We start from the raw sequence: 12,406 nt of genomic DNA on the forward strand, positions 1-12,406 counted from the left end.
AGGGCCATGCAGCTGCGCACACTCTGCACCTGACCTGCATTGACGACAAAGGAGCCTCTTTTGAACACCACGCTGCTGTTGGCCTACCTGGGCACTGTACTCATTCTGATCGCCACCCCTGGGCCGGTGGTGGCGCTGGTGGTCGGCACCAGCGGGCGTTCGGGCACCGGGGCGGCCATACGCACGGCGCTGGGGGCCAATGCCGCCTCCCTGGTGCTGGTGGCCGCCGCTGCGCTGATCCTGGCCGGCAGCCTGGCACTCAGCCCGGTGGTTCTCAATGCGGTGGCGCTGGTGGGGTGCGTGTTCATGGCCTGGCTGGGGCTGGGGGCGCTGCGTGCGCCAGCCGTGGAGGATGCGCCGCCGCCCAGGGCAAGTGGCTGGTGGCACGGCTTTGCGGTGGGTATCGCCAACCCCAAGGACATTCTGTTCTTCGTGGCGTTCTTCCCGCAGTTCATCCACGTCACGGCCTCGTTCGGCACCAGCATCGGGGTGCTGGCGGCGTTGTGGCTGGTGGTCGACCTGGGGGTGCTGGCGCTGTACATCGCGCTGATGCGCGGCGCCCTGGCGCAGCGGCACCGGGCGCTGGTGGCCCGGCTGTCGGGGCTGGTGCTGTTGCTGGTGGCGGTGGCCGGCGCTGTGTATTCGGCGCGGGCGCTGCTGGCCGCCTAGAGAGTGACCACGGCCTTGTCGCTGCCCTGGGCCTGTTGCAACAGCAGGCTCAGCTGCGCCACCTGACGCTGCAACTGGTCGCGTTCTTCCTTGAGGCGGCGCAGTTCGTCGCGGCGCACGCTCACGTAAAGGGTCTGGGGTGGGCTCGCTGACATCAAGGTTCCCATTGCACACCTCGCAATTGGTTTGGTACATGGTTTGAGCGTAGACGCTCGATCGGCCGCGATTCTGAATTCTTTTTCCTGTCATGGGAACTTTTTTGTTTATCGCTGTCGTGCCGTTGGTCGATGAAACCAACCCGGGCCTGCCTGGACTAACCTTGAAGGCCTGAGCAGGCTTTCTACACTTTACGGAGCATCGGCACATGCAACTGGGAATCGTGGGGCTGGGCCGCATGGGCGGCAATATTGCAAGGCGCCTGATGCGCGAGGGGCACCACACCGTGGTGCATGACCGCAACGCGCCCGCCATCGATACGCTGGTGGCCGAGGGCGCCACAGGCGCCGCCGACCTGGCCGCACTGGTGCAGCAACTGGACGCGCCGCGCGCGGTCTGGGTGATGCTGCCGGCGGGCGAGGCCACCGAGCAGACCATCGCGCAACTGGCCGACCTGCTGGAAGCGGACGATGTGATCATCGACGGCGGCAATACCTTCTACAAGGACGACATCCGCCGCGCCCAGCACCTGGCCGAGCGCCAGTTGCACTACGTGGACGTCGGCACCTCCGGTGGCGTGTGGGGCCTTGAGCGCGGCTACTGCATGATGATCGGCGGCGAGCAGGCGATTTTCGAACGCCTAGAGCCGCTGTTCGCCACCCTGGCACCGGGTGAGGGCGACATTCCACGTACCCGTGGCCGTACCGGCCCCAGCGAGCGCGCCGAAAAGGGCTATATCCATGCCGGGCCACCCGGCGCCGGGCATTTCGTCAAGATGATCCACAACGGCATCGAGTACGGCCTGATGCAGGCCTATGCCGAGGGCTTCGACATTCTCAAGACCAAGGCCAGCGAAAGCCTGCCGGCCGACCAGCGCTTCGACCTCAACCTGCCCGAAATCGCCGAGGTGTGGCGCCGCGGCAGCGTGGTCACCTCGTGGCTGCTGGACCTGACCGCCGATGCACTGGTGGCCGACCCGCAGCTGGGCAGCTACAGCGGCTCGGTGTCCGACAGCGGAGAAGGGCGCTGGACCATCGATGCGGCGGTGGAGCAGGCGGTGCCGGTACCGGTGTTGTCCAGCGCACTGTTCGCGCGCTTTCGCTCACGCCAGCAGCAGGGCACCTACGGTGACAAGCTGCTGTCGGCGATGCGCTTCGGTTTTGGTGGCCATGTCGAGAAGCCCGAATGAGTGAACACGACGTCGAAGCGGCACCAGCCTGTACCCTGTTCCTGTTTGGCGCCAATGGCGACCTGGTCAAACGCCTGCTGATGCCGGCGCTGTACAACCTGCACCGCGACGGCCTGCTGGACAAAGGCATGCGCATCGTCGGGGTCGACCACAACCCGGCCACCGACGGCGAATTCGCCGAGCGCCTGGAAACCTTCATGCGTGAACGCGACCAGGGCGAGGGCGCCACCCGGTGCCTGGACGACAAGCTGTGGAAGCGCCTGGCCAAGGGCATCGGCTACCTCACCGGCGACTTCATGGAGCCCTCTACCTACCAGGCCATCGCCGAGCGCATCGACAAGGGGCGCACCGGCAACGCGATCTTCTACCTGGCCACCTCGCCGCGTTTTTTCAGCGGCGTGGTGCAGCAACTGGGAGCGGCCGGGCTGCTGGACGAGGCCAACGGCTTTCGTCGGGTGGTGGTGGAGAAGCCCTTCGGTTCGGACCTGGCCAGCGCCGAGGCGCTGAACGCCTGCCTGCTCAAGGTGATGAGCGAAAAGCAGATCTACCGCATCGACCACTACCTGGGCAAGGAGACGGTACAGAACATCCTGGTCAGCCGTTTTTCCAACGGCCTGTTCGAGGCGTTCTGGAACAACCACTACATCGATCACGTGCAGATCACCGCTGCCGAGACGGTGGGCGTGGAAACCCGTGGCGCCTTCTACGACACCACCGGGGCACTGCGCGACATGGTGCCCAACCACCTGTTCCAGCTGCTGGCGATGGTGGCGATGGAGCCGCCCGCCGCCTTTGGCGCGGACGCGGTGCGCAGTGAAAAGGCCAAGGTGATCGGTGCGATTCGCCCGTGGTCCAAGGCCATGGCCCTGAAGAACTCGGTACGCGGGCAGTACACCGCCGGCAAGCAGGGGCGCAAGAAGCTGGCCGGCTACCGCGAAGAGCCTCGTGTAGACCCCGACAGCCAGACCGAAACCTACGTGGCGCTCAAGGTGATGATCGACAACTGGCGCTGGGTGGGCGTGCCGTTCTACCTGCGCACCGGCAAGCGCATGAGCGTGCGTGACACCGAGATCGCCATCTGCTTCAAGCCGGCGCCCTATGCGCAGTTTCGCGACAGCGACGCCGAGCGGCCCAAGCCCAACTACCTGAAGATCCAGATCCAGCCCAACGAGGGCATGTGGTTCGACCTGCAGGCCAAGCGCCCGGGGCCGACCCTGGCCATGGAGAACGTCGAGCTGGGTTTTGCCTACAAGGACTTCTTCAAGATGCAGCCCTCCACGGGCTACGAGACCCTGATCTACGACTGCCTGACGGGCGACCAGACGCTGTTCCAGCGTGCCGACAACATCGAGAACGGCTGGCGTGCGGTGCAGCCGTTCCTGGACGCCTGGGCGCAGGGCGGTGAGGTGCAGCCGTATGCGGCCGGGGAAGACGGGCCGCAGGCGGCCGACGAACTGCTGGCCCGCGATCGGCGGGTCTGGCACAGCATTGGTTGACGGGAGGTTCATGACGGGCGCCATCGAAGACTACGCACTACTGGGCAATTGCCGCAGCGCAGCACTGGTGGGCCGTGACGGCTCGCTGGACTGGCTGTGCTTTCCACGCTTCGACTCGCCGGCCTGCTTTGCCGCGCTGCTGGGCGACGAAGAAAACGGGCGCTGGCAGATCGCGCCGCGCGAAGCACCACTGGAGGTAACCCGCGAGTACCAGCAGGACACCCTGATCCTGCACACCACCTTCGTGACTGCCAGCGGTCGTGCGCGGCTGATCGACTGCATGCCGCTGGACGATGCGCACCACAGCGTGCTGCGCATCGTCGAGGGGCTGGAGGGCGAGGTGGCCTTCGACATGGACCTGGTGATGCGCTTCGACTATGGCAGCAGCGTGCCCTGGGTCGAGAAGCTCGACCCGCTGACCCTGACCGCCGTGGCCGGGCCGGACCGCCTGACCCTGCGCAGCACGGTAAGCACCCACGCACGCGATCACCATACCGGCAGCCGCTTCAGCGTGAAGGCCGGGCAGCGCCACACCTTCAGCCTGAGCCACCAGCCATCGCACCTGCCGTTGCAGCCGGCCTTCGAGCCGGAGCAGGCGCTGCTGGACACCGCGCACAAGTGGCGCGAGTTTGCTGCGCGCTGCCCGCAGGTGGGCGAGCACACGGCGCGGGTCAAGCGCTCGCTGATCACCCTCAAGGCGCTGACCTATGCACCCACCGGCGGCATCGTGGCCGCGGCCACCACCTCGCTGCCGGAGCACCTGGGTGGCGAGCGCAACTGGGATTACCGCTACTGCTGGCTGCGCGATGCCACCATGACCTTGCTGGCGTTCATGAACCTGGGTTACTTCGAGGAGGCCCAGGCCTGGCGCGAATGGCTGCTGCGCTCGGTGGCGGGCAACCCCGAGCAGATGCAGATCATGTACGGCCTGGCCGGCGAGCGCCGGCTGCCGGAGTACGAGCTGCCCTGGCTGGCCGGCTATGCCGGTTCGCAGCCGGTGCGGGTGGGCAATGCCGCGGCGGTGCAGCACCAGCTGGACATCTATGGCGAGGTGGCCGATGCGCTGTGTCAGGCCATGCGTGGCGGCCTGCCGCGCTTGCCGCGCAGTGCGGCGATCGGGCGGGTGATCATGCCGTACCTGGAGACCATCTGGCGCCAGCCCGACGAGGGCATCTGGGAGGTGCGCGGGCCGCAGCAGCATTTCACCCACTCCAAGGTGATGGCCTGGGTGGCGTTCGATCGGGCGGCCAGCCTGAGCGAGCCGACCGAGGAGGGCAAGGCCCAGGCTGCGCACTACCGCGAGGTGGCCGCGCAGATCCATCGCCAGGTGTGCGAGCAGGGCGTCGATGCGCAGCTGGGCTGTTTTGTGCAGGCCTATGGCTCGCAGGAGATGGACGCGAGCCTGCTGCAGATTGCCCTGACCGGTTTTCTGCCAGCCGACGACCCGAGGTTTCTGGCAACCCTGGCGCAGATCGAGAAGCGCCTGCTGCATGACGGGCTGGTGCGCCGCTACGACAGCGACAGCGGCTGCGATGGGCTGGCGCCGGGGGAGGGTACGTTTCTGGTGTGCTCGTTCTGGCTGGCGGACGTGTACGTGCTGCTGGGGCGCCAGCAAGAGGCCCAGGCGTTGTTCGAGCGCCTGTGCGGGCTGTGCAACGATGTGGGGCTGCTGGCCGAGCAGTACGACCCGCAAGGTGGCCGCATGCTGGGCAATTTCCCGCAGGCCTTCAGCCATATCGGCATCATCAACACGGCGTTGAACCTGCACCGGGCGCAGTGTCCGGTGCGCGACAGGGCCCGCTGCGGGTGACTGCGGTGGCCGCTTCGCCGGCAAGGTCGGCTCCTGCAGTGCAGGAGCAACAGCCCAGCCTTTGGCACAAGCGCCGCCTACGGTCTGCGATATAGTCCAGCCACCCCATCCCGCGTCAGCCCAAGGAGTGCCACGTGACCGACTACACCGCGTTCAAGGTCGAACTGTCGAACAGCATCGCCCACGTCCAGATCAACCGCCCGGAAAAGATCAACGCCATGAATGCCGCGTTCTGGAGCGAGATCGTCGAGATCTTCCAGTGGATCGACGAGACCGACGCGGTGCGCGTGGTGGTGATCAGTGGCGCCGGCAAGCATTTTTCTTCCGGCATCGACCTGATGCTGCTGGCCTCGGTGGCCAACGAAATGGGCAAGGACGTAGGCCGCAACGCACGCCTGCTGCGGCGCAAGATCCTGCAGATGCAGGCCTCGTTCAACGCCGTGGATACCTGCCGCAAGCCGGTGCTGGCAGCCATCCAGGGCTACTGCCTGGGCGGCGCGATCGACCTGATCGCCGCCTGCGACATGCGCTACGCGGCTGCCGATGCGCAGTTCTCGATCAAGGAAATCGACATGGGCATGGCCGCCGACGTCGGCACCCTGCAGCGCCTGCCACGCATCATTGGCGACGGCATGCTGCGCGAACTGGCCTACACCGGGCGCACTGTCGGCGCCGACGAGGCGCGCCAGATCGGCCTGGTCAACCGCACCTTCGACGATCAGGCCAGCCTGCTGGACGGGGTCTTTGCGATTGCCGCCGAGATCGCGGGCAAATCCCCGATTGCCGTGGCCGGCACCAAGGAGATGCTCAGCTACATGCGCGATCACCGTATCGACGACGGGCTGGAATACATTGCCACCTGGAACGCTGCCATGTTGCAATCCACCGACCTGCGGGTGGCGATGGCCGCCAGCATGAGCAAACAGAAACCGCAGTTCGACGACTGAGCCCGGTCGCGAACCCTCAAGGAACGCAACATGTCAGCGCGCTGGACCACTGCAGTACTGGACCCCAACACCCCCGGCGGCCTGGCCGTCGCCCACTGTGCCGAGGGCTTTCTGGTGGACGCCAACGGCGCGCTGTTCCCGCGGGACTGGCTCAGGCGCCAGGACCTGGACGTGGTGTGCGAGCACGGCATCGGCCATTTCGACGGCCAGCCGGTGTTTCTGCTCGAACTGCGCTCGGTACAGGCGCCGCAGGGCTGCAGCTGGCGCGGCCTGCGCCAGTTCATGCTGGAAGGCGATTCCGATACCTACACCCTCCTCGGTTATGCCGCGCAGATCGCCACCTGGGCCCGCGAGCACCGCTTTTGCGGCAGTTGCGGGCAGGCGATGGTGCAGATCCAGTGGGAGCGCGCGATGTACTGCGCCGGCTGCGAGCTGCGCAGCTACCCGCGCATCTCGCCGAGCATGATCGTGCTGATCACCCGTGGCGACGAGATACTGCTGGCGCGCTCGCCACGCTTCGTGACCGGCGTGTACAGCACCCTGGCCGGGTTTGCCGAGCCGGGCGAGTCGGCCGAGGACTGCCTGGTGCGCGAGGTGCGTGAAGAGGTGGCGCTGGAGGTGAAGAACCTCCAGTACGTGGGCAGCCAGTGCTGGCCGTTCCCGCATTCGATGATGCTGGGCTTTCATGCCGAATACGCCGGCGGCGAGATCGTGATGCAGGCCGACGAGATCGAGGATGCCCAGTGGTTCAGCGTGCATGCGCTGCCGCCGTTGCCGGCGGGCCGCTCGATTGCGCGTTACCTGATCGACCTGTACGTGGCGCGCCGCCTAGGCCTGGCCGAACCAGTGCTGCCACGCTAGGCGCACGGTCAGGGCCAGCACCACGGTGATGAACACCGGGCGGATGAACTTGCTGCCGCCGCTGATGGCGGTGCGTGCGCCGAAGAACGCGCCGACCATCAGCGACGAGCCCATGGCCAGGCCCACCGCCCAGTCTACCTGGCCGGAGAAGATGAACACCGACAGTGCTGCGGCGTTGCTCACGAAGTTCATGCTGCGCGCCACGCCGCTGGCCTTGACCAGGTCGATGGGGTAGAGCAGCAGGGTGCTGACGGTCCAGAACGCGCCGGTGCCCGGGCCGGCCACGCCGTCATAGAAACCCAGGGTCAGGCCCTGGGGCAGTTGCCACTTCTTCTTGATCGGCGCATCGGCGTCCAGCGGCGCCTTTGGCGTGCCGCCGAACAGCAGGTAAACGCCGCAGGCGAACACCACCACCGGGAGCATCTTGTTCAGCCATTCGGCCGGCAGGTAGTGGGCAACGATGGCGCCGATGAAGGCCCCTACCAGGGTGCCGACCAGGGCGTGTCGCCACTGTGCGGGGTGGAACAGCTTGCGCCGGTAGTAGGTGAAGCCGGCGGTGGCCGAGCCGAAGGTGGAGCTGAGCTTGTTGGTGCCCAGCACCAGGTGCGGCGGCATGCCGGCGGTGAGCAGGGCGGGGGTGGTGAGCAGGCCGCCGCCGCCGGCGATGGCGTCGATGAACCCGGCCACGAAGGCCACGGCGGCAAGAATGGCAAGGGTGGTGAGATCTACGCTGAGTTCGAAGGGCATGGTGTTGGGCTTATTCGACTGGGGCGCAGAACGGTAAAGCTGCGCCTGAGGGGCGCTATGGTAAAGGAGATGGTGCGTGCCTGTCAGGGCCCTATCGCGGGTCAAGCCCGCTCCCACAGAAATAGCGGTGATCCTTGTGGGAGCGGGCTTGACCCGCTATGTGGTATCAGGACAGGAACCCCCCATCCACATTCAACGCCGTACCGGTGGTGTAGCTGGACGCATCGCTGGCCAGGTACAGCACCGCGCCCGCCATCTCCTTCGGATCGGCCACGCGCTTGAGCGGGATCTGCTGCAGCGCCGTGTTCAGGATCGCTTCGTTCTTGACCAGCGCCGAGGCGAACCTGGTGTCGGTCAGCCCCGGCAGCAGCGCATTGCAGCGGATGCCAAAGGGGGCGCATTCCTTGGCGAACACCTTGGTCATGTTGATCACCGCCGCCTTGGTCACCGAGTAGATCCCCTGGAACACCCCCGGCGATACGCCATTGATCGACGCCACGTTGATGATGCTGCCGCCGCCGTTTTCGCGCATCAGCTTGCCGGCCTCGACCGACATGAAGAAATAGCCGCGGATGTTCACGTCGACGGTCTTCTGGAAGGCGCTCAGGTCGGTGTCCAGCACGTTGCAGAACTGCGGGTTGGTGGCGGCGTTGTTGACCAGGATGTCCAGGCGCCCGAACTGCTCGCGAATGCCGGCGAACACCGCGCCGATCTGTTCCATCTCGCCAATGTGGCAGGCCACCGCCGTGGCCTTGCCGCCGGCGGCGATGATCGCGTCGGCCACGTGCTGGCAGCCGTCGAGCTTGCGGCTGGACACGATCACGTGGGCACCCTGCTGGGCCAGGAGGTGGGCAATCGCCTCGCCGATGCCGCGGCTGGCGCCGGACACGAAGGCGATCTTGCCGTCGAGGTCGAACAACTGGGTCTTGGACATGGGGCGGGTTCCTTGTAGTTGTAGGGCGTCAGAGCGTGGATTTGCCGATGACCTGCAGGCTCATGTGCTCCAGCAGCTTGTTCATGTGCACGAACTGGGCGAAGCGCTTGTCCTGGGTCTGGCCATGGAAGAAGCGGTAGTAGATCTGCTGCACGATGCCGGCCAGGCGGAACAGGCCGTAGGTGTAGTAGAAGTCGAAGTTGTCGATCTGCAGCCCGGCACGTTCGGCGTAGTAGTCGACGAACTGGCGCCGGGTGAGCATGCCCGGTGCGTTGCTCGGCTGGCGACGCATCAGTTGCACGGGCGCAGGGTCGCCGGCTTCGATCCAGTAGGCCAGGGTATTGCCCAGGTCCATCAGCGGGTCGCCGAGGGTGGTCATTTCCCAGTCCAGCACGCCGATGATGCGCATGGGGTTGTCGGCGTCGAGGATCACGTTGTCGAAGCGGTAGTCGTTGTGCACGATGGCGGGGCGTGGGTGGTCGGCCGGCATCTTCTCGCGCAGCCAGGCGATCACCGCTTCCCAGCGCGGTGCATCCGGGGTCAGGGCCTTTTCATAACGTGCGCTCCAGCCTTCGATCTGGCGCTGCACATAGCCTTCGGGCTTGCCCAGGTCGGCCAGGCCGCAGGCGGTGTAGTCCACCTGGTGCAGCTCGACCAGGCGGTCGATGAAGCTCTTGCACAGGGCTTCGGTGCGCTGGCTGTCCAGGCCCAGTTCGGGGGGCAGGTCCGAGCGCAGGATGATGCCCTTGACCCGGTCCATCACGTAGAACTCGCCGCCGATCAGCGATTCGTCGGTGCAGTGCACGTAGGCCTTGGGGCAATAGGGGAAGCCGCTGTTGAGCTGGTTGAGGATGCGAAACTCGCGGCCCATGTCGTGGGCCGACTTGGCCTTTTGCCCGAACGGCGGGCGGCGCAGCACGAACTCGCGGTCCGGGTAGCTGAGCAGGTAGGTGAGGTTGGACGCGCCACCGGGGAACTGGCTGATCACCGGCGTGCCGCTCAGGCCTGGAATGCTGGCCTTGAGATAAGGGTCGATGAGGGCGGCATCGAGTTCTTCGCCGGGGCGAACCTGGGTCGACTGGTCGGTGAGCGTCATGCTTTTCCCTTATTCTGAAAGTCGCTGATTATTGTTTAATCTAATTCTCGCGGATAAACCGAACAAGTGTTTGACTGTGTTATAGGCCAGCGTGTTGCACCACGATCACCACCCCTGATGCCGGGCGAAAAAAAACCGAAGCACAAGGCTTCGGTTCTGGTCGGCATCAGCGCAAGGCTCAGGCCGGGAACAGCTCGCTGAGTTTCATCGACAGCATCATGTCGCCTTCGACGCGCAGCTTGCCGCCCATGAAGGCCTGCATGCCGTCGGTTTCGCCGCTGACGATGCCCTTGAGGGTTTCGCTGTCCAGCACCAGGGTGCAGTTGGCGTCAGGGTTTTCGCCTTCCTGCAGGTCGCAGGTGCCGTCCTTGACGATCAGCGAGAAGTGCTTGTCTTCGTCGGTGATGTTGAAGCCGAAAACCAGGTCCAGGCCGGCAGCGGCGGCAGGGTTGAACTTCTCTTGCATGGCTTGAACGGCTTTAGCTACGTCGGTCATGGTGTATTCCTTATTAAGTGATGTAAGCGACCCTGGGGCCGCAACAGGCCGGTGCTCATCGGTAGGTGATGAGCGCCGGCACCCTCAGCAACTGCACGTGGGCCTGGTTGTTGAAGGAAGCCAGCGCCACCTCGCGGCCACGAAACTTCAGCTGGCTGAGCGAGGTGTTGACGATCTGCCAGTTCAGCGCGAACGCCTGGCTGGGGGTGATGCCGGTGATCAGGTGGAGCAGGGCGGTGATGGTGCCGCCGGAGGTGAAGATGGCAATGTTGTCGCCTTGCCCGGCCTCGCGCAGCAGGCGTTGCAGGCCGTCGTGCACCTGCTCGACGAAGCCTTGCCAGCTTTGCAGGCCGTCGACATCGTGCTCGCCGCCGTGCCAGCGCTGCACCAGCAGGGCGAACAGGCGCTGGAACTCGCTGCGGTTGTCGCGGGCATTGCGCAGGATGTGCAGCGCCTCGGGCTCGTCCGGCAGCAGGCCGGGCAGCAGCGCGCGGATGACGGCGTCGGCGTCGAATTCGTTGAAGGCAGGGTCGGTTTCCAGGCTGGGTACCGCGCTGCCGGTAGCCTGCAGGCGGGCCAGGGCCAGGCGTGCGGTGTGCTGCTGGCGGCGCAGGTCGCCGGCCACGCAGCGATCCAGGCGCAGGCCCAGCTGGGCGAGGTGATCGCCCAGTGCTTCGCTCTGGGCAATGCCGGTCGGCGACAACACGTCGTAGTCGTCGGCACCAAAGGAGGCCTGGCCATGTCGAATGAGGTAGATGCTGCCCACGTCGTATGCCTGGAGTGAAGGTTCTGGCGAGGGTAGGTGGCCGATGGCGGCCTGTCAACGAAAAAACATACAAGCGTTTGAAAAGGTCGTTTGAACTGCGTTTCGGGGCGTTGCCCACGCTGGTGGAGGCGTGGCCGCGCCGGTATGCTTGGGCCACGTTTGGCGCCGTACGGGCGCAGACATGTTAAGGAGCTACTGTGGATTTTCTTGCTGAATACGCCAGCTTTCTGGCCAAGACCGCGACCCTGGTGATCGCGCTCCTGGTGGTGTTGTCGGCCATTGCCGGGTTGCGCGGCAAGGGCCGGCGCAAGGCCGGGGGGCAGTTGCATGTGACTCGCCTCAACGATTTCTACAAGGACCTGCGCGAGCGCCTGGAGTCGGGTCTGCTCGACAAGGCCCAGCTCAAGGCCCTGCGCAAGCAGCAGGCCAAGCGCGACAAGCAGCAGAAGAAAAAGCCCGAGGACAAGCCGCGGGTGTTCGTGCTGGATTTCGACGGCGACATCAAGGCCTCGGCCACCGAGAGCCTGCGCAATGAAATCACCGCGCTGCTGACCCTCGCCACGCCCAAGGACGAAGTGGTACTGCGCCTTGAAAGCGGTGGCGGCATGGTGCACAGCTACGGCCTGGCGTCCTCGCAGCTGGCGCGTATCCGCCAGGCCGGCGTGCCGCTGACGGTGTGCATCGACAAGGTGGCGGCCAGCGGCGGCTACATGATGGCCTGCATCGGTGACAGGATCGTCAGTGCGCCCTTCGCCATTCTGGGCTCCATCGGGGTGGTGGCGCAGTTGCCCAACGTCAACCGCCTGCTGAAAAAGCACGATGTAGACTTCGAGGTGTTCACGGCGGGTGAGTACAAGCGCACCGTGACCGTGTTTGGCGAAAACACCGAGAAGGGCCGCGAGAAGTTCCAGGAAGACCTGGACGTGACCCATCAGCTGTTCAAGGATTTCGTCTCGCGTTACCGCCCGCAGTTGCACATCGATGAGGTGGCCACCGGCGAGGTCTGGCTGGGTGTGGCGGCACTGAACAAGCAACTGGTGGACGAGCTGCGCACCAGTGACGAATACCTGAGCGAACGCGCTCGCGATTCGAACCTGTATCACCTGCATTTTGCCGAACGCAAGAGCCTGCAGGAGCGCGTTGGCCTGGCTGCCAGCGCCTCCATCGAGAACACCCTGGTGGGCTTGTGGAGCCGTCTGGGCCGCTGGCGCTGAGCAATATGTAGCACTTCACCTGCGT

13 protein-coding genes are annotated in these 12,406 nt (G+C 65.5%); 7 read left to right on the forward strand and 6 right to left on the reverse strand.

All coding sequences use genetic code 11. From position 1 onward, the window contains the following. The first annotated feature begins 60 nt into the window (after window positions 1-60). Window positions 61-669 carry a LysE family translocator gene (locus ACPRTJ_RS21370; protein WP_043862636.1) on the forward strand — a complete coding sequence of 203 codons (609 nt, stop codon included), beginning with the start codon at window positions 61-63 and terminating at the stop codon, window positions 667-669. Here ACPRTJ_RS21370 and ACPRTJ_RS21375 read toward each other — a convergent pair. Beyond that, window positions 666-836, reverse strand: coding sequence for a DUF6026 family protein (locus ACPRTJ_RS21375; RefSeq protein WP_221181553.1), 171 nt, complete (start codon window positions 834-836; stop codon window positions 666-668). The genes ACPRTJ_RS21370 and ACPRTJ_RS21375 overlap by 4 nt on opposite strands. Window positions 837-1,033: 197 nt before the next feature. Here ACPRTJ_RS21375 and gnd point away from each other — a divergent pair, with 197 nt between their 5' ends. From gnd to nudC, 5 genes are all read left to right on the forward strand, one after another. Beyond that, the gene (gene gnd, locus ACPRTJ_RS21380; RefSeq protein WP_043862637.1) at window positions 1,034-2,014 is read left to right on the forward strand and encodes a phosphogluconate dehydrogenase (NAD(+)-dependent, decarboxylating); all 981 of its coding nucleotides are present in this window, start codon (window positions 1,034-1,036) and stop codon (window positions 2,012-2,014) included. Beyond that, complete coding sequence (gene zwf / locus ACPRTJ_RS21385; protein WP_054915455.1) at window positions 2,011-3,510, forward strand: glucose-6-phosphate dehydrogenase; 1,500 nt, start codon at window positions 2,011-2,013, stop codon at window positions 3,508-3,510. Before gnd ends, zwf begins: the two co-directional genes overlap by 4 nt. 10 nt (window positions 3,511-3,520) lie before the next feature. Beyond that, on the forward strand, window positions 3,521-5,320 hold the full coding sequence (locus ACPRTJ_RS21390) for a glycoside hydrolase family 15 protein (RefSeq protein ID WP_054915454.1): 1,800 nt from the start codon (window positions 3,521-3,523) through the stop codon (window positions 5,318-5,320). Between the two features lie 134 nt (window positions 5,321-5,454). Next, window positions 5,455-6,267 (forward strand): crotonase/enoyl-CoA hydratase family protein, encoded by an 813-nt coding sequence (locus tag ACPRTJ_RS21395; protein WP_043859926.1) that lies wholly within the window; start codon window positions 5,455-5,457, stop codon window positions 6,265-6,267. Window positions 6,268-6,297: 30 nt separating this feature from the next. After that, window positions 6,298-7,128, forward strand: a complete 831-nt coding sequence (gene nudC / locus ACPRTJ_RS21400) for an NAD(+) diphosphatase (RefSeq protein ID WP_426427268.1) — start codon at window positions 6,298-6,300, stop codon at window positions 7,126-7,128. Here the strand turns inward: nudC and ACPRTJ_RS21405 are convergent. The 5 genes from ACPRTJ_RS21405 to ACPRTJ_RS21425 form a co-directional block, all read right to left on the reverse strand. Further along, on the reverse strand, window positions 7,096-7,875 hold the full coding sequence (locus ACPRTJ_RS21405) for a TSUP family transporter (protein WP_043859924.1): 780 nt from the start codon (window positions 7,873-7,875) through the stop codon (window positions 7,096-7,098). The genes nudC and ACPRTJ_RS21405 overlap by 33 nt on opposite strands. Before the next feature lie 166 nt (window positions 7,876-8,041). Then, entirely contained in the window at window positions 8,042-8,809 is a 768-nt protein-coding gene (locus tag ACPRTJ_RS21410; RefSeq protein WP_043859923.1) for an SDR family oxidoreductase, read from the reverse strand. A gap of 28 nt (window positions 8,810-8,837) precedes the next feature. Further along, window positions 8,838-9,905, reverse strand: coding sequence for a phosphotransferase family protein (locus ACPRTJ_RS21415; RefSeq protein WP_054915451.1), 1,068 nt, complete (start codon window positions 9,903-9,905; stop codon window positions 8,838-8,840). A 178-nt stretch (window positions 9,906-10,083) separates the two neighbouring features. Then, on the reverse strand, window positions 10,084-10,401 hold the full coding sequence (locus tag ACPRTJ_RS21420; protein WP_043859921.1) for an SCP2 sterol-binding domain-containing protein: 318 nt from the start codon (window positions 10,399-10,401) through the stop codon (window positions 10,084-10,086). A gap of 55 nt (window positions 10,402-10,456) precedes the next feature. Beyond that, window positions 10,457-11,167 carry a histidine phosphatase family protein gene (locus ACPRTJ_RS21425; protein ID WP_426427269.1) on the reverse strand — a complete coding sequence of 237 codons (711 nt, stop codon included), beginning with the start codon at window positions 11,165-11,167 and terminating at the stop codon, window positions 10,457-10,459. Between the two features lie 197 nt (window positions 11,168-11,364). Between ACPRTJ_RS21425 and sohB the strand changes: the two genes are divergently transcribed. Then, entirely contained in the window at window positions 11,365-12,381 is a 1,017-nt protein-coding gene (sohB, locus tag ACPRTJ_RS21430; protein ID WP_054915449.1) for a protease SohB, read from the forward strand. Window positions 12,382-12,406: the final 25 nt, after the last annotated feature.

The sequence above is a fragment of the Pseudomonas palmensis genome (assembly GCF_049942755.1).
Lineage (GTDB): Bacteria > Pseudomonadota > Gammaproteobacteria > Pseudomonadales > Pseudomonadaceae > Aquipseudomonas > Aquipseudomonas palmensis.

Coding starts and splice junctions, on each gene's coding strand:
- ACPRTJ_RS21390 (WP_054915454.1), top strand. CDS start 3,521: ATGACGGGCGCCATCGAAGACTACGCACTACTGGGCAATTGCCGCAGC.
- ACPRTJ_RS21415 (WP_054915451.1), bottom strand. CDS start 9,905: ATGACGCTCACCGACCAGTCGACCCAGGTTCGCCCCGGCGAAGAACTC.
- ACPRTJ_RS21410 (WP_043859923.1), bottom strand. CDS start 8,809: ATGTCCAAGACCCAGTTGTTCGACCTCGACGGCAAGATCGCCTTCGTG.
- ACPRTJ_RS21405 (WP_043859924.1), bottom strand. CDS start 7,875: ATGCCCTTCGAACTCAGCGTAGATCTCACCACCCTTGCCATTCTTGCC.
- gnd (WP_043862637.1), top strand. CDS start 1,034: ATGCAACTGGGAATCGTGGGGCTGGGCCGCATGGGCGGCAATATTGCA.
- ACPRTJ_RS21420 (WP_043859921.1), bottom strand. CDS start 10,401: ATGACCGACGTAGCTAAAGCCGTTCAAGCCATGCAAGAGAAGTTCAAC.
- ACPRTJ_RS21375 (WP_221181553.1), bottom strand. CDS start 836: ATGGGAACCTTGATGTCAGCGAGCCCACCCCAGACCCTTTACGTGAGC.
- nudC (WP_426427268.1), top strand. CDS start 6,298: ATGTCAGCGCGCTGGACCACTGCAGTACTGGACCCCAACACCCCCGGC.
- zwf (WP_054915455.1), top strand. CDS start 2,011: ATGAGTGAACACGACGTCGAAGCGGCACCAGCCTGTACCCTGTTCCTG.